20 protein-coding genes are annotated in these 22620 nt (G+C 37.5%); 10 read left to right on the top strand and 10 right to left on the bottom strand.

What is annotated here, in order from left to right:
• Positions 1-115 precede the first annotated feature (115 nt).
• The 9 genes from CZ809_RS11235 to ald all read left to right on the top strand — a co-directional run bounded on the left by CZ809_RS11235 (position 116) and on the right by ald (position 10136).
• Positions 116-724 (top strand): 2OG-Fe(II) oxygenase, encoded by a 609-nt coding sequence (locus CZ809_RS11235; protein WP_080157723.1) that lies wholly within the window; start codon positions 116-118, stop codon positions 722-724.
• Between the two features lie 114 nt (positions 725-838).
• Positions 839-1624 carry a metalloregulator ArsR/SmtB family transcription factor gene (locus tag CZ809_RS11230; protein ID WP_080157722.1) on the top strand — a complete coding sequence of 262 codons (786 nt, stop codon included), beginning with the start codon at positions 839-841 and terminating at the stop codon, positions 1622-1624.
• A gap of 13 nt (positions 1625-1637) precedes the next feature.
• Positions 1638-2159, top strand: coding sequence for a phosphatase domain-containing putative toxin (locus CZ809_RS11225; RefSeq protein WP_080157721.1), 522 nt, complete (start codon positions 1638-1640; stop codon positions 2157-2159).
• Positions 2160-2335: 176 nt separating this feature from the next.
• Entirely contained in the window at positions 2336-3334 is a 999-nt protein-coding gene (locus CZ809_RS11220; protein WP_080157720.1) for an ArsJ-associated glyceraldehyde-3-phosphate dehydrogenase, read from the top strand.
• A gap of 40 nt (positions 3335-3374) precedes the next feature.
• Positions 3375-4607, top strand: a complete 1233-nt coding sequence (arsJ, locus tag CZ809_RS11215; RefSeq protein ID WP_080157719.1) for an organoarsenical effux MFS transporter ArsJ — start codon at positions 3375-3377, stop codon at positions 4605-4607.
• Between the two features lie 184 nt (positions 4608-4791).
• Complete coding sequence (locus CZ809_RS11210) at positions 4792-7722, top strand: bifunctional diguanylate cyclase/phosphodiesterase (protein WP_080157718.1); 2931 nt, start codon at positions 4792-4794, stop codon at positions 7720-7722.
• Between the two features lie 97 nt (positions 7723-7819).
• On the top strand, positions 7820-8488 hold the full coding sequence (locus CZ809_RS11205) for an HAD family hydrolase (protein ID WP_080157717.1): 669 nt from the start codon (positions 7820-7822) through the stop codon (positions 8486-8488).
• Positions 8489-8563: 75 nt separating this feature from the next.
• On the top strand, positions 8564-8830 hold the full coding sequence (locus tag CZ809_RS11200; RefSeq protein ID WP_080157716.1) for a hypothetical protein: 267 nt from the start codon (positions 8564-8566) through the stop codon (positions 8828-8830).
• Between the two features lie 196 nt (positions 8831-9026).
• Positions 9027-10136 (top strand): alanine dehydrogenase, encoded by a 1110-nt coding sequence (gene ald, locus CZ809_RS11195; RefSeq protein ID WP_080157715.1) that lies wholly within the window; start codon positions 9027-9029, stop codon positions 10134-10136.
• Here ald and CZ809_RS11190 read toward each other — a convergent pair.
• From CZ809_RS11190 to CZ809_RS11170, 5 genes are all read right to left on the bottom strand, one after another.
• Positions 10112-10681 carry a cysteine hydrolase family protein gene (locus tag CZ809_RS11190; protein WP_080157714.1) on the bottom strand — a complete coding sequence of 190 codons (570 nt, stop codon included), beginning with the start codon at positions 10679-10681 and terminating at the stop codon, positions 10112-10114. The genes ald and CZ809_RS11190 overlap by 25 nt on opposite strands.
• Before the next feature lie 145 nt (positions 10682-10826).
• Complete coding sequence (locus CZ809_RS11185; protein WP_080157713.1) at positions 10827-11465, bottom strand: murein L,D-transpeptidase catalytic domain family protein; 639 nt, start codon at positions 11463-11465, stop codon at positions 10827-10829.
• 501 nt (positions 11466-11966) lie between these two features.
• Positions 11967-15122: a chitinase C-terminal domain-containing protein gene (locus tag CZ809_RS11180; protein WP_080157712.1), complete on the bottom strand. Its 3156-nt coding sequence runs from the start codon at positions 15120-15122 to the stop codon at positions 11967-11969.
• Between the two features lie 414 nt (positions 15123-15536).
• Positions 15537-16166 (bottom strand): YccT family protein, encoded by a 630-nt coding sequence (locus CZ809_RS11175; protein WP_080157711.1) that lies wholly within the window; start codon positions 16164-16166, stop codon positions 15537-15539.
• 179 nt (positions 16167-16345) lie between these two features.
• Positions 16346-17536, bottom strand: coding sequence for a class I SAM-dependent methyltransferase (locus CZ809_RS11170; protein ID WP_080157710.1), 1191 nt, complete (start codon positions 17534-17536; stop codon positions 16346-16348).
• A 211-nt stretch (positions 17537-17747) separates the two neighbouring features.
• On the opposite strand from CZ809_RS11170, the gene yccX reads away from it, so the two are divergent.
• Complete coding sequence (yccX, locus tag CZ809_RS11165; protein WP_080157709.1) at positions 17748-18020, top strand: acylphosphatase; 273 nt, start codon at positions 17748-17750, stop codon at positions 18018-18020.
• A gap of 80 nt (positions 18021-18100) precedes the next feature.
• Here yccX and tusE read toward each other — a convergent pair whose 3' ends face one another.
• The 5 genes from tusE to CZ809_RS11140 form a co-directional block, all read right to left on the bottom strand.
• Positions 18101-18430 carry a sulfurtransferase TusE gene (gene tusE / locus CZ809_RS11160; RefSeq protein WP_080157708.1) on the bottom strand — a complete coding sequence of 110 codons (330 nt, stop codon included), beginning with the start codon at positions 18428-18430 and terminating at the stop codon, positions 18101-18103.
• Positions 18431-18577: 147 nt separating this feature from the next.
• Positions 18578-19246, bottom strand: a complete 669-nt coding sequence (locus CZ809_RS11155) for a Bax inhibitor-1/YccA family protein (RefSeq protein ID WP_080157707.1) — start codon at positions 19244-19246, stop codon at positions 18578-18580.
• Between the two features lie 227 nt (positions 19247-19473).
• Positions 19474-20247: an amino acid ABC transporter ATP-binding protein gene (locus CZ809_RS11150; protein WP_080157706.1), complete on the bottom strand. Its 774-nt coding sequence runs from the start codon at positions 20245-20247 to the stop codon at positions 19474-19476.
• A gap of 13 nt (positions 20248-20260) precedes the next feature.
• Entirely contained in the window at positions 20261-21358 is a 1098-nt protein-coding gene (locus tag CZ809_RS11145) for an amino acid ABC transporter permease (RefSeq protein ID WP_080157705.1), read from the bottom strand.
• A 2-nt stretch (positions 21359-21360) separates the two neighbouring features.
• Positions 21361-22560 (bottom strand): amino acid ABC transporter permease, encoded by a 1200-nt coding sequence (locus CZ809_RS11140; RefSeq protein ID WP_080157704.1) that lies wholly within the window; start codon positions 22558-22560, stop codon positions 21361-21363.
• Positions 22561-22620 lie beyond the last annotated feature (60 nt).

The raw sequence follows: 22620 nt of genomic DNA, 5'->3' as shown, positions 1-22620 counted from the left end.
TACCTATGATTAGGGGCTATTTAAGCAGAAAATTTCATAGTTATGATGATTTTTGCGATTTGTCGTAAAGTATGTCTGCCTTTATAACGTTTTTTTCTTTTAGATTGGAACGATTATGAATAGCGATAAACTGATTGATGCTTTATTTACCCAAGGGTGGTTTGTCTGGGATAATTTTTTGACGTCACATGAAGTCTGTGAATTGAAAGCATGTATTCCAACAGATTGGAGCCAAGCTGGCATTGGCCGTAATGATGAATATATGACTAAAAAAGCAATTCGAAGCGATAAAATTCAGTGGCTACAATCTGATATGGGGCCGCCAGTGAGCGATTTTCTACAGCGAATGAACGACGTTCGCCTTGAAGTAAATCGCCATTTATTCTTAGGCTTATTTGAGTATGAAGCACATTTCGCTAAATATGAACAAGGTGATTTCTATCAAAAGCATGTAGATTGTTTTCGTGGTCAAGAAAATCGCAAATTGACGACCGTTTTTTATTTAAATGAGGATTGGCAACCTGAGCATGGTGGTCGTCTGAAGATGTATGATCTTGATGATAATGAATTGGCAACGTTGGATCCCAAAGCAGGTCGGCTAGTCGTATTTTTATCTGAACTGTTTCCTCATGAAGTACTTCCTGTAACACAACAACGATTTAGTATTGCTGGCTGGTTTCGTACCAATGGTGTTAGTGGAAATCAACTCGATATTGCTCGCTAATAGATAATAATAACTATCGTAGCTATATAAGCTTTATTTTTAATTATTTGAGCTTGTTATATATGCTTTATCGTATATTCTAATGTTTTTAATGATAGTTATAAGGTTTTTACTGTGAAACGTATTTTGTTTCTTTGTACGGGAAATTCTGCACGGTCGCAAATTGCAGAAGCATTAATGCGCCATATGTGTAGAGACAGTGAAACTACCATCGATCAATTTGAAATTATGAGTGCGGGGATGGCACCTGAAACTGTTGATCCCCGTGTATATAAAGTTCTTAATTATCACAATATTAATTCCGATAATTTAACCAGTGTATTAGCGTCGAGCTTACAAAATCAACATTTTGATGTTGTGATAACCTTATGTGATAAAGCCAGTAAAGAATGTGCGCTTTTCCCTGATTCAGATGCACTAATACATTGGGATTTTAAAGATCCTAAACCGCAAGCTGGCTCTCAAGGATTTTACGATGTTTTTGATGGTCTAAAAGCAAAGATAGCATTATTTTTGATGCTTAATGGTGATAATCAATCAGATACGATTGGTGCCGTTGAATTATTTAAAATCATGAGTGATCCATTACGATTACGTATTTTAATGCTGATTCATGATGAAGTTGCTTTATCTGTCGGGGATTTAACTAAAGCATTGCAGGTTAGTCAGCCTAAAGTTTCTCGTCATTTAGCATTGTTACGAGACAGTGGTGTATTACAAGACCAGCGTGAAGGTGTATGGATCTTTTATCATTTTCCTTGTGATTTACCACAATGGATTCGACACACCTTTGATACTGTGCGGAATGGTCAACCGGCGTTGATTAATCAAGAAAAAATACGTTTAAGTGCAATAAAAAATAGAAAAAAACCACAATTAACTAATATTATAACAAAGTAGGAGTTGTTACTTTATGGACAATTTACATCCTGTTTGGTCACTACCACTAAATGATACTACACCTTTAAAAGGTGGCTTATTATTAACGCCATGCCCAGGAACGAAAGGGGTTAACGCGATCACAAGTTTACGTCAGTTAAAAGCGGCGGGAGCAACTGTGGTTTTAACTGCATTAGAAGAAAATGAACTTTCGAACCAAGGCGTTCAATTATTAGCAGAAGCGTGTAAGTTATTAGGTATGCAATGGTTTCATGTACCTATCGAGGATGATTGTGCACCAACTGCTGATTTTGAAAAAAAATGGCAACGTGCGAATGATGCAGCACAAATAGCATTGAATAATGGTGAATTTGTTGTCGCTCATTGTAAAGGTGGTTCTGGTCGTACTGGAATACTAGCCGCACGTCTTCTACTTGCTCGTGGTATGCCTTTTAATGCAACACTTGCTTCTATTCAAGCACAAAGACCCGGTGCTTTTGCTCGCCAATCACATATTGATTATATTAAGCAATGGAATAACGATGCTAAGCATTAATTTCGCTTCATAAATACTGACTATTAAACCTCGCTGATGCGGGGTTTTTTGTTTTTGGTGGCTGTTAAAAATATTTCGTACAAAAAAGGTTTATTTTATTTTTCACGGCTGATATATTTGATTTTTCATATATATGGTTATTCATATATTTACTGTTGGCAAGCTGAGGAAGGATCATGACAATTAAAGTAGGGATCAATGGATTTGGACGTATTGGCCGTTTAGCATTACGCGCAGCATTTGATTGGCCTGAGGTTGAGTTTGTATTAATTAACGATGTTGCAGGTGATGTTAATGCTTTGTCCCACTTACTTGAATTTGACTCGATTCAAGGGCGTTGGGAACATGCAGTGACTGTTGATAGCGGTCAAATGATGATCAATGGTCAAGCAATTCGTTATTGTCAGCAGCAACATATTGCTGATGTTGATTGGTCTGGTTGTGATGTCGTGCTAGAAGCAACAGGCGTTCACCGTGACACTCAATATCTTAATCAATATTTAGAGCAAGGCGTTAGGCGCGTTGTGGTTTCTGCGCCCGTAAAAGAAGAGGGTGTATTAAATATCGTGGTTGGTGTTAACGATCATTTATTTGATCCAGAAAAACATCGCATAGTGACCGCGGCATCTTGCACTACCAACTGTATCGCCCCTGTTGTAAAAGTGATCCACGAACACCTTGGTATAAAGCAAGCATCATTTACCACTATTCACAATTTAACCAATACACAAACTATCTTAGATGCCCCACATAAAGATCTACGTCGAGCTCGAGCATGTGGTATGAGCTTAATTCCAACGACAACGGGTTCAGCTAAAGCGATTGTGGAAATATTTCCAGAGTTAGCCGGAAAAATTGATGGTCATGCAGTGCGTGTACCACTCGCAAATGCCTCACTGACTGATATTATTTTTGATGTTGAGCGTGATACCTCTATTGATGAGGTTAATCAATTATTAAAAACAGCATCAGAAACAGATCTAAACGGTATTTTAGGCTTTGAAGCGCGGCCTTTAGTATCGATTGATTATCGCGGCGATCAACGTTCAACCATTATTGATGCATTATCTACAATGGTTGTTAATAAACGAATGGTTAAAATATATGCTTGGTATGACAATGAAATGGGTTATGCAACACGGACTGCAGAATTAATACGTAAAGTCGGATGTTAGTTATTAAGTCTTAATTGTATTGAAATGTAGTGAGTATTTTATGTTAGCAAAGCTGAGCCAGTTACCCAATGATGTACGCCAATATATGTTGGTGACATTTAATTATTGGAATTTTACTCTCACTGATGGTGCATTACGAATGTTGGTGGTTTTACACTTCCATCAGCTTGGTTATAGCCCGTTAGAGATAGCCTCATTATTTCTATTTTATGAGTTTTTTGGCGTGGTCACGAATTTAGTTGGTGGCTGGCTTGGCGCGCGATTAGGTTTAAATCGAACCATGAATATTGGTTTGTTTATGCAGGTTGTTGCGTTGTTAATGCTTGCTGTACCTTCAGTAAACCTTACTGTTATATGGGTAATGTTCGCTCAAGCACTGTCAGGTATTGCTAAAGATCTGAATAAAATGAGCGCAAAAAGTGCGATTAAAACGTTGGTGCCTAATGAAAAACAAGGTGCGCTGTATAAATGGATTGCACTACTAACTGGATCAAAAAATGCACTAAAAGGTGTTGGCTTTTTCCTAGGGGGAGCATTACTGGCATTGATTGGTTTTCAAGGCGCGGTCGTTGCTATGGCTGGTGTACTTGCGGTTGTCTTTATATGTAGCCTGTTGTGGCTTGATAAAGATCTTGGTAAAGCAAAGAGCAAGGTGAAATTTAGTCAGATTTTCTCAAAAAGTAGAAGTATAAATATACTCTCAGCTGCGAGAATGTTCCTTTTTGGCGCACGTGATGTTTGGTTTGTTATTGCGTTACCACTATATTTGGGACAAGTTTTTGGTTGGGACCATTTACTGGTAGGTGGCTTTTTGGCTCTGTGGGTCATTGGTTATGGTTTTGTTCAAAGTATCGCGCCAAGAATTACAGGAAAAACAGAGGGTATCGTACCTGATGGGCGAGTTGCATTTGGATGGGCAATGGTACTGGCGGTGGTTACAGGAGTGATAGCCATTGCATTACAATTTAATTGGTACCCACAGTTAATTATTATTATTGGTCTAATGATCTTTGGTGCAGTTTTTGCTGTTAACTCCTCATTACATTCTTATTTAATAGTAAGTTATGCCAAAGGTGATGGTGTAAGTTTGGATGTTGGTTTTTATTATATGGCTAACGCAATGGGACGTTTAATCGGAACATTACTTTCAGGTATGGTATATCAATTATATGGCTTGGCTATGTGTTTATGGATAGCGTTTATTTTTATAATGATAACAACAATTATATCATTATGGTTACCACGTCGTAGTACAACTGCGGTGTCTATTTAGCCTAATTGCGTTATTGTTTTTAGCTATAAAGTGATATTTATCGGAAAGATTTTAAATAAAGTTTATTATCAATACTGACCTTCTTTAATTATGCTATGACATACGGTATATTAGGAGGTCATTATTTATATAGTATTAAAGATAGTTATTTTTCCAGATATATTGCTTAGGCTACTGATTACTTATGGTTACAACATTAAAAGCATTAAAACGAAACAGTTATGGTGGTGAGTTCATACAAGAAGCATTGCATACTGTTTATGAAACGTTAAAGCCTACACATTGTTATATTGCTTATTTTGATAAAAATCATCATAAAGCGACATCCTTAGCTTATTCTATTGACGATCACTTTTCGAATACCGTATTCACTTATTTAATTAATCATTCTCTTTGTGAGCGGATGATATCCTCTGGAAAACCTTACTATTTTTCTAATAATATTCCACAGATATACCCATTCAATCAGATAATCTCTTCTCATTCATTACAACATTATCTTGGTATACCAATATTTTCTAGGCGTAGTGAAATTGTGGGTGTTATTGGATGTTTGTTTGAACATCCTTATTTTTTCTCTGAAGAACAGCATGGTGAGTGGTGTCAAGTTCTTGGCGATATACTTGGCTCTGATGTCCAATATTTAGCGTTGTTGTCAGAACAGAAAAAACTCCTTTGTGAAATGGAAGAATGCCAGCAAGAAGCTCAACTTGGCAATTTTCATGTAGATATAGCAACAGGTAGCGTTTATTGGAGTAAGGAAATTTACCGAATATTCCAATGCGATACTGAGAGTTTTACGCCTAACGAAACAACGACGAATCAATATATTCACCCGGATGACCGTGAACGTGTTATTGAACTAAGGCGTGATATGCTTGATAGTAATAGCGTGAGTTATAACGTTATCTATCGCATTGTTTTAGCAGAAGGTAAAAATAAATACTTACGTGAGCATTGTCATATACTGCGTGATATTAATGGTATTGCTACATTAATTAAAGGTATTGTACAAGACATTACCGAATTTTATTACCTTTCAAATAAATTAGATCAAGCATCAGATAAATTAAGCGTAACCTATAATGCCGTTACTGAAGGTATATGGGAATATAGTTTAGAAACGCAAGTATTATTAACATCACCTAAGTTTTGGGATATTTTAGATATCAATGAAACTCATGTTAACAATATATATGATTGGGTCATGATGATTCATAAAGATGATCGTTTAGCTGTTGTTAAATGTTTTTCAAGTTTACGTAATGGTGATACAACCTCAATTGATGTTGATTTTAGATTACAATCAGGAAACAATGAAAAAAACTGTCGCTGGTTTAATTGTAAAGGTAATATTATTGAATCAAATAGTATTAACTATTTTAATCGTATTGTCGGTATATTAATTGATATAACAGATGCTGTTGTAGCAGAACAACAAGTAACGCTAGCTAAAACAGTTTTCGATAATACGTCTGAGTGTATTGTTATAACCGATAAAGATAATAATATAATTTCAGTAAATAAAGCCTTTGAAAAAGTAACTGGCTATAGCCATGCTGAAATTATTGGTGAGAACCCACGTGTATTAGCATCGGGTTATCATAATGCCGCTTTTTATAAACAAATGTGGCATAGTCTTGAGACAACAGGAACATGGCAGGGGCAATTAAATAATCGCCGCAGTGATGGTGTTGTTTATCCTGAAGAAATGACGATTAATAAAATTGAAGATGATCATAATGTTATTAATTATGTCGGTGTTTTTCATGATATTAGTTCTCGAAAGCAAACAGAAAAGAAATTAAAGCTATTAGCAAATAATGACACGCTTACGGGGTTAATGAATCGTCGCCGTTTTATTGAAAAAGTAGAAAAACACATCGGTCAAATTAATGACGTAGCAATGGATAATTCACCGCCGTCAGTGTGCTCACTTTTATTTATTGATCTTGATGACTTTAAGATTTTCAACGATCTTTATGGGCATGATTTCGGTGATAAAGTGTTACAAAAAGTAGCTAATATTCTTAGAATGACGGTATGTGAGCATAGTGTGATTTGTCGTTATGGCGGTGATGAATATGCAGTTTTAATTAAAGAGCAAGACGTTAATTATGCTCAACGTATTGCTAATCAATTAGTGAAAATTATTTCACAACCGCTTAAATGTGATGATATTGATATAAATTTAACTGTCAGTATCGGTATATCATCGTATCCTGAAAGTGGTACCACGCACCAAGCTTTACTTAAGAATGCTGATTATGCTATGTATGAGCAGAAGTGGTTAGGGCGTAATGGTGTCTGTGTTTATGATCAACAATTACAACATGAATATATCCGCAAATTAAAATTACGCGATAAATTAAAGCATGCCATCAGTGCTCAAAAAATAATTGTCCATTATCAGCCTATTGTTGATAATAAAACAGGTCACGTATGTAAATTTGAAGCATTAGCGCGTTGGTATGATGATCAAGAGGGCTTCATCTCTCCTGGGGTCTTTATTCCTATTGCTGAACGTTACGGATTAATTGGCATGTTAGGTCAATTAGTTTTTGAAAAAGCGTGTGCTGATTTAGATCGTATTCACCGTAGTGGTTTTACCGATGTTGTTTTTTCAATTAACCACTCAGTAAAAGAATTTTCACAGCATAATCAAGAGTATATTTTTGAAACAATCAATAACTATAACTTACCTTATAGCGCAATAATGATTGAAATTACTGAATCAACAGCCCTTGATGACGGTAAGAACATTATTGATATTCTTGCGGCATTTAGAGCTCGTGGTATTGCGATTTCATTGGATGATTTTGGTACGGGTTATTCGTCGTTAGCTGCCATTATTGATATAAAACCCGATATTATTAAGATTGATCGAAGCTTTATTGTTGATATTGAACACAGTAAAGAGAGTCAAATGTTGGTGTCATTGGTTATCGATCTTAGCCGTAAATTGAAGGTTGAAGTTGTTGCTGAAGGTGTTGAAACGCAAGCGCAATTAGATATTTTATCTGAGATGGCATGTCATTATATTCAAGGCTTTTATTATAGCCCCGCAGTAGCGATTGATGATGCGATTACAATTCTTCAAGTACGTAATAAATAATGAAGTTGTTGTGTAATGAACGGTGTGCTGTTATTTGTAAAATTAGGGTGTTATAAAAGCAGTTCTTTTATTCATAGAAATTATCGTTTGGTAAATAATGCAAACTCTTTTTTTTGATTTTGATGGCACATTAGTTGATTCGGAAACGTTTCACGCTAACAATTGGAGTGCCTATTTAGCGACATACGGTGTTACGTTAACGGCAGAGGATTTTATTGAATATTATGCAGGGGTAACGTGGCCAAAGATAGCGAAGCATTTTATTGATAGTTATCAACTTAATGTAGATATCATTACTATTACGACTGAAATGGAAGCATTGACTGATACTAAAATTCGTCAGCAAGGGATCCCCGCGTTACCTGGCGTTGATGCTGTGCTTCACGCTTTTTCAGGTAAAGTACCTATGGCGGTTGTGACGGGAGCTCCACGAGATTACGTTGAAGGTGTCTTAAAACTACATGGTTGGTTAGATTTATTTGATCAGGTATTTAGCGGCTATGAAGTTGAAAATAATAAACCGTCTCCTGATGTTTACTTACATGCTTGTCAAGCAATGAAGGTTCAACCTTACCAAGTGGTTGCGATAGAAGATAGCCGTACTGGTTTACAATCTGCAAAAAATGCCGATATTTGTTGCCTATTGATTAACGGTCATCCTTCATTAACAACAACTGACGCTGACCATTTATTTGTTTCAATGGTTGAGGCAAAACCATTACTAGATTCATTATTTAGAGATAAATTATCATCAGCAGCTGCGTGAAGTAAGCAATTATCTTGTACTAAGAATACGCTATGTTAAATTATGCACGATTAAAATAACTAAGATAGGTTTATGATGGAAAACGAAGAAATCATGACGGGTGACATGCTGGTTGAAACTGTTGAAAACCAGCTAACTGACGGTAATCCATTAGTTGTAAAAGAAACATTGATGCGTTTAATGATGACAGGTACAGCACGTGATGAAGCGGTGCAGATGATTGCTTGTGCATTATCTATTGAAGTTTTTGATGTAATGAAAAATGATGGTAAGTTTGATTTAAAACGTTACCGTGAAAACTTAACGGCTTTACCTGATATGCCTTGGGAAGATGATATCTAATTTAAGCCTGTTATGATTAAAAAAACCGTGATATTTTATCGCGGTTTTTTTATACCTGTTTTTACGGATTATTATTTTATATATCTATCAATAACTAGTGATAGTCATTGATTTTTAATTAAAAAATAGTGGGAAATATCTATTATTGTTAACTATTGTATATATATGACTAGTAAAAATAGATAAGGATACACTGATGAAAATTGGTATTCCTAAAGAGATCAAAATACATGAGTATCGTGTTGGTATGGTGCCAGCCTCGGTAAAAGAAGCGATATTACATGGTCATACTGTTTATGTTGAAACGCTTGCTGGGACGGGGATAGGATGCAGTGATGAAGATTATATTGCGGTAGGTGCACAAATTGTAAATTCAGCACAAGCAGTGTTTGAGTTAGCCGACATGATCGTTAAGGTCAAAGAACCACAGCCATCAGAGCGGATGTTGTTACGTAAAGGGCAAATATTATTTACGTATCTTCATTTGGCACCAGATAAAGAACAGACACAAGACTTAATCAATAGTGGAGCAATATGCATTGCCTATGAAACAGTAACTGATGATAATGGTCAATTACCGTTATTAGCTCCTATGTCAGAAGTGGCAGGCAGAATGTCATTACAAGCAGGTGCCTTTGCGCTTGAAAAATCACGAGGTGGTCGAGGTATTTTATTAGCTGGCGTACCTGGTGTTGCTCCTGCAAATGTAGTGATTCTTGGGGGCGGTGTTGTTGGAATGAATGCCGCACAGATGGCTGTTGGTTGCCGTGCTAATGTGGTTATTATTGATCGAAATATCGAAGTATTACGTCAGCTTGATCGTCTTTTTTCTGGCGCTGTAACTTGTCTTTATTCAACCAATGATACTATTGAAAAACATGTTCTTGCCGCAGATCTTGTGATTGGGTGTGTGCTTGTTGCGGGAGCACAAGCACCAAAATTAGTTACAAAAGATATGATACGCCGCATGAAAGCTGGATCTGCAATTGTTGATGTTGCGATAGATCAAGGCGGATGTATTGAAACATCTTATCCAACCACCCATGATAATCCTACTTATATTGTTGATGATGTTGTGCATTATTGTGTTGCTAATATGCCTGGTGCTGTAGCAAGAACATCAACATTTGCCCTTAATAATGCGACCTTACCTTATATTTTACAATTGGCTGATTTGGGTTATAAAACAGCACTGACAACAAATAAACATTTACTCAATGGCCTAAATATTTATCAGGGGCAAGTAACTAACTATAGTGTAGCTCAAGCGCTAGGTTATCCTTACATATCAAGTGTTTTTGCTTGATGTAAGGTTGCGATTCTTGACAACATAGCCAAAGAGCGTTGATGTTCTTGTTCTGTCGCTGACGTACATGCATCGCTAATAATATGGGCACAATAATCACGATCATGGGCATCTCTGACGGCAGATTGAATTGCCCAACAAGTACTAACACCACAAAAGTAAATATCAGTGATCGCATTAGCACGCAAGACGCTATCAAGAGCCGTGTTATAGAAAGGGTTGACTCTTGATTTTGTGATCACCATATCATGCTCAGTTACCAGAAGATCTGGGTGAAACTCTGTTCCCCATTGCCCCAATTCTAATGCACGGTATTGTTGGGCTTTACCAAACATCGGAGATTGATGGGGTAATTCAAGGTAGCTAGATTGAAATCCGACTTTGACAAAGATACAAGGGAGATTATTTTTTCTTGCCCATTGAATGGCAACATTTGCATTATGAATGACATGATTGGCACTAACTTGTGCAGCACAGCTGGGAATTTTACCATTCTTATCAACGATGTCATTAATGAAGTCAATGATAACTAATGCTTTGTTCATATTGGTTCCTTTGGCGAAACATTTTATAGGGTCGTGTGAATAAGGATACGATTAAATGCCAAAATTAAATGTGGTGAAATCTTAGATATAAAAAAAGCTTTTAGTCTTGCAACTAAAAGCTTTTTATTTAAATAGAGGCATTAAATTATTTCGCGTATGCAAAAATTACACTACCACCTTTAATGGTATCAATAATTTTCTTGGTTAAATATGTTGGTATAGCAGGGCAGCCCCAACTACGACCAAGATAACCATTACGTTTTATGAATGACTCAGACACATACTTAGCACCGTGAATAACAATAAAGCGTTTTAATGCGTTATCATTTTCACCACGGGTTAAGCCATTCAGTTTTAAGGAGTAACCATTTCCGCCATGGTAGGTACCTTCTGTTAGAAAGGTTCCTAGCGATGTTTTATGTGAATTAACACGGTTAGAGAAATCATCAGCTATTAAGCGACCACTGTTTTCACCATGTGATACATAAGTACGGTAAAGCAATTTATTCGATTTTAAATCAATCACATAAAACCTTTTTTCTGTAGAAGGCATGCTGTAATCAATAATGGTTAATAGAGATTTCTTTTTTCCACGGGTTTTATTGTAAGCAATAAACGCTTTTTTGAACACGCTGTAATCAATCTTGCCTTTTAAATCAGCTTTTTGGTAGACATAATCAGCGACAATATCTGCATTCTTACGTTCAGTATGACGAACATGCGCAGACGCATTTAATGGTAAAAGACATACCATTAATAGAAATAGGTAAATAAATTTTTTCATTTAATACGTTCTATTCTTAAACAAGTTGCAAAGTTGGTTAGCAATTAAGCGAGGGTGTACTTTATCATAAATAAGAATTAAAAAAGAAGATTTAAATGGAGTCGTAATGGGAATTTTAGCGTTTTAAAATATGATAGTTGCTAAATGAAGGATTAATTTAATTATGGATAACAATAGCTTATTAATATGAACATCATTTAATTAAGTAAAGGAAGTTAGATTAATCTAAAGCTAAAAAAAGCTTGTCTATAGGAAATGGTGTTTTTTTAAATAATTGATTTTATTGATTATTTTTGTTTTGTTTTTTTAAGTATAAATATTTAAAATATATTGTAAATAATAATGTTAGCGACGTATTAATCAACATTGTTTGGTAAATAAATAAAATAGAAACAAATAAACATGAACATAAGATGAAGAAAAATAAATAATAGCTATTCATATTGCCAAATATAAAGAACAGCACCGATATTATTAATAACATCGGTGCTGTTTTATAGATTAAATATTACAAACTTTACTCCAACTACCATCACTTCCAGGTATTGATGAGGTATACCAGTTCGCTTTATAGATCACGTTGTTGTAAATGATTTGATCGCCTGAACCTGCGTGGCTAGGATTGCCTTGCCAGTCAGTTTGCGGCCAATTAGGGTAGGTATTGATACCATTAGTCGAACAATCACCACCTTCTCCACCGCCACCACCCGTATTTAAATCACCAAGAGGTAGGTTAGGTTGCTCAAATTTAAAGGCATATTCTTTGCTATTAATAATGACAGCATAGTTAGCTGGACCTGTAATTGGTAGATAGTACATCATGTCTAGTTCATACTCACCACCAGAAGGAAGTGCTTTCCATGCAGGTAGTGAGAAGGCGACGCGGTGCATAACACCATCTAAACCACCGATATTATCACTACGGCTATGGCCTGATGAAATGACTTTTAAGCCGCCACCGGATTGATCTTTTGCATTGTCAGGTGCAGATACTGGTATATCAAACTGGAATTCAGTGCCTCCGGGAATATCAATGCCAGTATTGTTAGTGAATGTGATTTTCGGATTAATGGGGTAATTTTGATCACCAACCTTAAAACCAGAAATTGCTACGCTGATATCAACGGCTTCTGTTGGAATTGCCGCGACAGCAATAGTATTACCGTAAGGTGTTGCTGATTTAAATTTATCATAAATGGCTTTGGTCATGGTGTTACCCATGTGGTATTCACCGTTACCTGTTTGACAGGACTGTTCTGATACATCGATACCGGCGCGATTACCATTAGCATCAAATTGATAGCAGTTATAATCTCCTGCTAATTCCCAGAACATGATGCCGCCAATTTCTTTATCTATAATGTAGTCGGCTTTAATATTGATAGATTCTTTATCTTCAGTAGATAAGAAGACTTTTTTATCCGCATTCCATAACCAAGGTGAAACTGCGATGTCATCAAAGTGACGCTGATAGCTTCCCACAAATTTATCTTGTGGGTCATTAATCGGATCAAGACCATATGCCGCAGTATATGAGCCATAGATACCATTGGCTAAGTTCATCGCATGCCACATTGGGTTTGAGCCCGCGCCCATCTCTTGACCTAATGCGTTTTTATCATGCCACATGTTATCGATACCGACAGCACCGTTACCACAGTTGTTTTTCTCTCCTTCGCCAGTACCCGCAGCACATTCAGATTGGTCAGGCAGGGCCGCTTTACCCCATAAACCATTTTCACCTCCGGTTACCCCTTGCCAACCACGCGTATAATAAGGCACACCAATATTAATACGTCCTGCTGGCATTGAACCACGGAAGTAATGGTAAGCCCAATCGGTGTTAAGATACCCTATGCCGCCATAAGCTTCTGTACCATATACATTCCATGCTGCAAGTTCTGAATCTTTACCTGTGTCATACAGTGCTGCGTTATGCCCAACATGATCATTCCATGCACCATGTAGGTCATAAGACATTATATTGACATAATCGAGGTATTGAGTAATTGCCATCGTTTCCATACCACGTAATAGATATGCAGATGATGGTGCTGCGATGGTTAACATATAATGCACGCCATCAGCAGCACTTGCCGCATCGACTTTAGCGCGCAATACACGCATCAATTCATGATAAGAACGCATGAGGTATGGGCGACGTGATTCAGAAAAGACTTTATCGTCTGGATTACCGGCACCGGCCATTGAGGTTGGGTATTCATAGTCAATATCAAGTCCATCAAACTTGTATTTCTTCATCATTTCGACAGCTGAATTTGCAAATTTTTCAATTGCTGAATGATTGATACTGCCATCTGCATTGGTGGTCATAGTATAGAAACCACCATCAGCGACACGATTACCTTCAGTATCGAAGTGACCACCCGTTTCAGCCCAACCACCAATGGAAATTAATGTTTTAACATCATATTTTTCTTTAGCTGTTGCAAGTGCACCAAAATGGCCTTTGAAACCTAAGGCTGGATCAACCTCTACATCTGGCCATTGCTGACCTACTGCTGGGTTATTTGGGTCGTTAACATCACCAATATTGACTTTTCCATCAGCACCAATACTGACAAAAGCGTAGTTAATATGCGTTAATTGTTCCCATGGAATATCATTGACGAGATAGCTACTTTGCGGATCATCACCTGCACGCCAACTTGTAAAGTAGCCAATAACACGACGTGGGTGATCGATGCCCATTTTTTCACGGCCATCTTGATCATAAATTGTGCAGTACGGGACAGTAATGCCTTCAGTTTGGTAGAGCCCGTCAGGACGACAGTTTTTCGCCGTATCATCACCGTTAACCGTAATAGTTGTGGCAGTAGAATCTGTTGTTTTACCTAAATCATCAGTTGCACGAGCATAAAGGTGAGTGGTACCAGTTTGGGTTGTGGTATATACCAAACTGTAAGGGGCGGTAGCTGTGGTGCCAACTAATGTACCATTAGCAAAGAAATCTACTTTATCAACTTGACCATCGCTGTCCATGGCATCGGCAGTGATTGTAATAACATCACCAAGCTCAACGATGGTGGCTGATGTTGTGATACTGATTGTCGGAGCTTGGTTTTCAGGAGCACTATCGTTAACGGTGATAATAACCAGAGCCTTATTACTAATAGCATCGTCATTATCATAAGCAATGGCGGTTAATACATGCTCGCCTGCGGTAGCTGGCCAAGTTAAACTATAAGGCGCTTGGGTGTCAGTACCAATGATTTTACCATCAACACTGAATTCAACTTTGGTTATTGTGCCGTCATTATCATCGGCATTAACACTGATAGTAATCTCATCACCTGTTGTAATTTCTGTGGCTGCAGTTGGTGAGGTAATGTCAGCGGTTGGGGCAATATTATCGATTGGAGGTGGAGTACCAAGGCAGGTATCAAGCGTTAACCAATTACTGTATTGGCCGCTGTGAGTTGCAGGGCTGTTATTTTGTGTCCAATAATTAGCCTTATAAGCGGTTTTATTTTGCTGTACTTTATCCCCTCCGTTATAAACTTTACTGTTTTCCCATTCCGCTATATTCGTACAATCAATGGCTGCTTGGGCATTAAATGCGAATAAGCAGGACAAGCTAAGGGTACTTAGTGTAAAAAGTCCTTTTCTTGCTATTCCATGTTTCCCACGGTTCATATGTAATCCTTTTGTTTAATTATTGAAATAACACCAGTAATAAATCTGTGTTTATTTACTTTTTACGTGTCATAAAAAAACTATAAGTGCAGTCTGGTTATTTGCATCAATAAATGTCGGTATCTTCATACGAAGTCGCGAAAAAATGTTATCATTATGTAAAAGTTTATTTATTTGTTGAATTAAGCGCACTTTATTGAGCAGTACATTAATGCTAATAAGGCTATGTTGATGTACTGAGCATTAAATGAAAGGGAGTAGAGGTGGAAAATAAAATGAGGGATGTATCTTAATAAGAAACCTTTATATTCACTTCCCTTATTTTTGACCATAGAGATGAAAAAGAAGGGAAGGAAAAGATAAATAATTAATCTTTACTGAGTAAGAAAAGATTAATTATTAAGTAGCAAAATATTACTTATTAATGCTTGTTTTGAAACTTTGTTTAGTTGTGGTGTCTGCTTTATTATACCAGTAATTCAACATCTTAGTGACATATTCTTGATCGATCTTAGCGTCTTTTGTTGCTGGGGCGACAGGTTGCATACGCTGTATTTCAGTTGCGGTAACAACCGATGCTAATGCTGCCGGACCTTTACTTAAATTATATTTTGCAATTTCTTGTGGGAAGTCGCGGCTAATTTGAAAGCCATTTTTAATTAACACATCGTGTTTAAATGGAATGTCGCTTCCATCAGCAGAAAGCAAAGACATTGTTGGTTGATTATTGAATTTCTGTGCTTGGTAAGCACTTGAAATATTGGGTAGTTGCAATGTATATGTTGCGTCATTACCAGAGAATGTCATTACCACGACTTCTGAACGAAATAAGTGGGTATCGCCGTTTTCACGGTAATTTTTATCATAGCGAAAAGCGATTTGATTACTACCATTATTTAATGTTTGAGGTGCATTACCTTCCGCATTAACACCATTAACGAGAACCAGCTGAGCCGATTGAGGTAGGTTAAGTGTAACATCTGCAAATGATGAAAAGCTGATGCTACACGCAGCTAAAGAGAGGAGGGCTGTACGCAGTTTCATGTCGATTCCTTTTGAGTACGAATAATGAATAATATGAATTAGGTAAAGTGCGGTTATTGTATTCTGATCTTTACGATGTTGACAAATAACTGCCGAAATAAATATTTAATAATGATTTTGTTGGTATAAAAAAACCCAGTGTCGACTGGGTTTATGGTATCTCTATGCTAAATTGTGCATTATTTCACGTAACACGCAAAACCTTTAAGGTAGAAACCTTCAGGGTAGGCACTGTCTAGAGGATGATCGGCCGCTTGGCTGAAACGTTCAATAAACTGTACGTCACGATGCGCATCAAGTGCTGCATCTGCAATGATTTTTTGGAATAAACCATTATCCATTAAACCAGAGCAAGAGTAAGTTAATAGCATACCGCCAGGTTTTAGGATTTGCATTGCTAACATATTGATGTCTTTGTAACCACGACAAGCACCAACTAGCTGAGATTTAGACTCGGCAAATTTAGGTGGGTCCATAATAACAACATCAAACAGCTCGCCACGTTCACGGTACTCACGTAGTAATTTAAATACATCAGCATTTACAAACTGTGCATTTTCAACGGGGTAACCGTTAACTTCTGCATTAAGTAGCGCAGTATCAAGTGCTGGTTGAGAAACATCAACGTTAACTACTTCACTTGCGCCGCCTTTTAGTGCGTACAAGCCAAAACCGCCAGTATAGCAGAAACAGTTTAATACGCGCTTACCGTTAACGTATTTAACAGATGCTTCGCGACTATCACGTTGATCAAGGTAGAAGCCTGTTTTGTGGCCACCAACGATATCAACGTTAATTTTAACGCCATTTTCTTCGATAGTAACAAATTTAGGTGGCTCTTCACCATGCAGAACGCCAGTGCGTTGCTTTAAGCCTTCTTTTTTACGAACAGAAACATCTGAACGTTCGTAAATATTACAACTTGGGTAACATTGTTTTAATGCTTCAAGAAGTACTTCACGTTGTGCTTCTGCACCTGCACTCAATAGTTGGCACACTAAGTAATCTTGGTAGCGGTCGATAGTGATACCAGGAAGGCCATCAGATTCAGCGGCAATTAAACGGTAGCCTGTAAGGCCATCGCGAGCGGCTAAGACATCACGTAGACTTTGTGCTGCATTTAGGCGGTTAACAAAGAAGTTAACGTCAATGGCTTCATTTTTGTTGAATGTCCATACGCGAACGCGAATTTGTGACTGCGGAGAATACGCACCACGTGCTAGCCATTCGCCTTTATTATCGTAAACATCAACGGTTTCGCCTAATTCTGGTTTTCCTTCAATGCGATCAATACCGCGAGAAAAAACCCAAGGGTGGCGACGGCGTAGTGATTTTTCACGGCCTTTTACCAAATAAATAGAAGCAGTCATGACATGCCCAGTATGGAATTCGAGTGGGGGCATATTATGTTGTGCTGGCTAAGTAAAATCAAATGAAAAAGCCTAAGTTGGTATATAAACCTGCGATTGCATACTAAATAAACCTTGTAACATCATTGTTTTTTGCCTAGCAACTATCAAAATCTTGTAATAATGCCGCTAAAATAGAACCAAGGTCAGCATAAAAAGAAGAGTAAATATTATGGCTCGATGTTGTATAAAAACGCAGGTAATAGGGCATGTACAAGGGGTTGGTTTTCGATTTCATACCGCCCATCAAGGTTTGATGCTTGATTTAACTGGGTATGCGAGGAACTTAGCCGATGGCAGTGTTGAGGTCTTTGCCTGTGGTGAACAAGAGAATATTGATAAGCTTATTGAATGGCTACAGCATGGTCCTAAAACAGCAACGGTTGAGTGGCTTACAACAGAGACTTTAGTGTGGCAGCACTTAGATGGATTTAAGATGAATTAGAGACGGTTATTATAATAACCAAACCAAACCAAACATATAGGAAAATATCGCCAGTTATGTTTGGTTTGCTGTATTGTTATTTAGATACACTTAACAGGTTTAGGTAACCCTGCTAATTTTGTTGCTTGCTTTGCTGGTCCTTTAGGAAATAAGCGATAGAGGTAACGCGAGCTACCCTTTTCTTCACCATATTGTTTAGACATGGCTTTTACCAGCATACGAACAGCGGGTGAGGTATTAAATTCAAGGTAAAACTCACGAACAAAGCGAATCACTTCCCAATGGGCTTCTGATAATTCAATATCTTCTTCTGCGGCAAGTTGTGCGACAAGATCTTCCGACCAATCATCCACATTTTTTAGATAACCTTGGGCATCGGTATCGATTTGTACACCATTAAATTCAAGCATAGTAGACCTCTCTATTTCTAACGCAGCAAGAATAGTGATTCACTTGTCTGCCTGCAAGTAAAAAACAAAAAGCCCGCATTAAATGCAGGCTTTTTTTAGTTCGTTATTCGTTACGATAAGTACATTATCGTAAGTTCATCACTGTGATTAATTATCGCTGCTATTTACTACACCTAGAATCTGAAGCAAGCTTAAGAATAGGTTGTAGATAGAAACGTATAATGTAACCGTTGCTGAGATATAGTTTGTTTCGCCACCACGCACGATTGACTGTGTAGTCAATAGAATTGCCGCTGATGAGAACAATACAAACATACCGCTAATTGCGAGTGATAGCATTGGCATCTTTAAGAAGATGTTTGCTACAACAGCAACGATAATCGCAATGAAACCCGCCATTAGCATACCGTTAAGGAATGATAAATCACGTTTCGTTGTTAATGCGTAAGCTGAACAAGCAAAGAATGTTAGTGCGGTACCACCGAGCGCTGTCATAACAACATGCCCCATGCCTGCACCCACATACATATTTAAGATTGGGCCAAGGGTATAGCCCATAAAACCTGTCAATGCGAATACAAATACTAGACCAAGGCTGCTATCACGGTTACGTTCAGTTAAGAAAATTAAGCCGTAGAAACCAACAAGAAGAATGATCCAATGTACAGGTGGAACATTCATAACCATTGCTATGCCAGCTACAACAGCAGAGAACAATAACGTCAGCGATAGTAAGAAATAAGTGTTACGTAAAACCTTATTGGTTGACAGCACGCCTTCGTAACCATTGTCACGATTGACCATACGTTCGTTCATAAGTGTTCCCCTTAGGGTAGTTATGTTAATTCTATTAAAGCTATATATGAGGCTAAACAATACGAATTGCAAGCGTAAACTCAAGCTTTATATTGATTTGTCTGCCATCAAGCATATTATAAGTGATTGAACATTAAAATACTTTGTTCATTAATTTTCATGTATCGTTAAGTTGTAACTAAGTGTTACCTCAATAAGGCTTACTTTAATGGTGGCAGTTTCAGCCATTAGTGCAATATTTGCTGCAAAAAAAGTTGAGTTCGATCGGATTTTGGATTATCAAAAAAGTCATGAGGATTGTTTTCTTCAATGATTTCACCTTGATCCATAAAGATAACCCGATCAGCGACTTGGCGCGCAAACCCCATTTCATGAGTAACGCATAACATTGTCATGCCTTCATTCGCCAGTTCAACCATAACATCCAATACTTCCCGTACCATTTCTGGATCAAGTGCAGACGTTGGTTCATCAAATAACATGACTTGTGGATTCATACATAACGAACGGGCGATAGCAACGCGTTGTTGTTGTCCTCCTGATAGTTGACCGGGATATTTATGTGCTTGATCTGGAATTTTAACTCGCTCTAAATATTGCATAGCCAATGCATTAGCTTCTTTCTTTGGCATTTTTTTTACCCAAATAGGGGCTAAGGTGCAGTTTTCTAATACGGTTAGATGTGGGAATAAATTAAAATGCTGAAAACACATGCCGACTTCTTTACGAATTAACTCAATATTTTTCAAATCTCCAGTAATGTCTTGTCCTGCAACAGAAATTTTACCTTGCTGATGTTCTTCTAAATAATTAATGCATCGGATCATGGTTGATTTCCCTGATCCTGAAGGACCACAAATAACGATCTTTTCTCCTTTACGGACTTTTAAATTAATATTTTTAAGTACATGAAATTGACCATACCATTTATTTACATCCGTAAGTTCGATAACCCACTGCGTATTATCTGGTGTGATTGAAGTGTTATTGGTCTTTGTCATTATGCAATCCTTGCTAATGTTGATGCCCAGTATGTAATTTATTTTCTAGATAGATACTGTATCTAGACATACTAAAACAAAAAATCCAGAAGACGAAAGCGACAAAAACGTAGCTTTCAGTAGCAAAACCTAACCATTCAGGATCGCTGGTGGCGGCTTGTCCTATCCCTAATACATCAAACATACCAATAATAAGTACCAAACTGGTGTCTTTAAATAAGCCAATAAAGGTATTTACAATTGATGGGATAGTGATTTTTAAAGCTTGGGGTAACACAATAAGAGAGGTTTTTCGCCAGTAACTTAACCCTAAAGCATCAGCGGCTTCATATTGGCCTTTGGGTATTGCTTGTAAACCGCCACGGATCACTTCTGCCATATAAGCCGCACTGAACATGACGACACCTATTAAGGCTCTGATTAATTTATTTGTTTCTAATTCTGAACTTAAAAACAGCGGCAACATTACTGATGCCATAAATAAGACGGTAATTAACGGCACACCTCGCCAAATCTCAATATAGACAGTACAAATACTACGAATGATCGGCATTTCTGAGCGTCGCCCGAGCGCTAATACAATGCCGATGGGTAACGATACCACAATGCCAACAATGGCAATGATCAAGGTAATGAGTAATCCGCCCCATAAGTGCGTTTCAATGATGGGTAGCCCCGCAACTCCACCATATAAAAGAAAACCGACAATAAAGGGATATATATTAACGAAGAAAAGCCAAATCCAACCGCGATAGGGGGTCTTTTCATAGGCTAATAAGGTAATGAAAACAGCCAATGTGACATAAAATAATTTAGGTCGCCATAATTCAGTACTGGGATAGAAACCAAACATGAATTGATCAAATCGTACTTTAATAAAAGTCCAACATGCGCCGGTAAGGGTACAAGCATCACGTGAGTCGCCTTGCCAATTGGCATTAATTAATGCCCAATCAATGATCCCCCATAAACCAATAATGGCAAAATAGCCTAAAAGTAAAGTGATTATTGTATTGAAGGCAGAAGAGAATAGATGTTGCCGTAACCATCCAATAATACCCACTGTATTTGTTGGTGGGGGTAAATTGGGTAGAAATTGATGTTTATTCATACTTACCTCTCAACCAAAGCCATTTTCTTGTTATAGATATTCATTAGCAGTGATGTAATTAAACTCAAGCTTAAATAAACCGCCATTGTCATTGCGATGATTTCAATCGCTTGTCCTGTTTGATTTAAGGTGGTACCAGCAAAGACCGAGACCAGATCGGGATAACCAATTGCCATCGCCAGCGAGGAGTTTTTAGTTAGGTTTAAATATTGACTAGTAAGGGGCGGAATAATAATCCGCATCGCTTGTGGAATCACAATTAAACGCAGGGTTCTATTACGGGTTAAACCTAAGGCTTCAGCAGCTTCTGTTTGGCCATGGTTAACCGCATTAATCCCTGATCGTACAATTTCAGCAATGAAAGCAGCGGTATAAATACTCAGTGCCAGTAAAAGTGCGGCAAGTTCGGGTAACACGGTAATTCCGCCACTGAAATTAAATCCTTTGAGAGCGGGATAATCGATACTAATCGGTTTACCACTTATAAAGAACGTTAATAATGGCAATAAAATAATAACCGTGAAATTAACGAGAAGTACGGGGGATTGTTTACCTGTATTTTGTTGTTTTTTCTTAGCGTAATAGTGATAACTCATCGCGATGAGTAGAGCAATAAAGAAAACGATAAAAATAATACCAGAGCCTTGTTCGAAAATAGGGCTAGGGACAGATAACCCACGTACATTAAGGAAAATACTCTCGCCAAATTGTAGACTTTGTCTTGGGGATGGCAGTACTTGTAAAACAGCAAAGTACCAAAAGAAGATTTGTAGTAATAATGGAATATTACGAAAAATTTCGATATAAAAAGCTGCAAAATGACTGACTAACCAATTAGGTGATAAGCGTGCGATGCCTATGATAAATCCTAATATCGTGGCTAATATAATCCCGAGAACCGCAATTAATGCGGTGTTGAGTAGACCGACAAAAAAAGTACGACCATAACTGAAGGTTTCATCATAATCGATAAGAGTCAGCCCAATTCCAAATCCTGCTTCTTGATCAAGAAAATCAAAGCCAGTGGCAATTCCTCGAGTTTCAAGGTTGGTTAAGGCGTTATTGACGACACTATAAAAGAAAAAAATCAGTGCAATGATAGCGATGACTTGAAAGATAATGGCGCGAAAAGTCGGGTTATAAATTAAATTTTTAGTGCGAGATTTCGTTTGCGACTTATTAGTATGCGTTAGAAATGCCATACAACATCCTCATATCCATTGAGATGGATAGAGGGAGCCATAACGACTCCCTTTTTCATA

The organism is Photobacterium piscicola, assembly GCF_900166965.1.
In the GTDB taxonomy this organism is placed as follows: domain Bacteria; phylum Pseudomonadota; class Gammaproteobacteria; order Enterobacterales; family Vibrionaceae; genus Photobacterium; species Photobacterium piscicola.
This window is presented reverse-complemented; position numbering and strand designations above follow the sequence as displayed.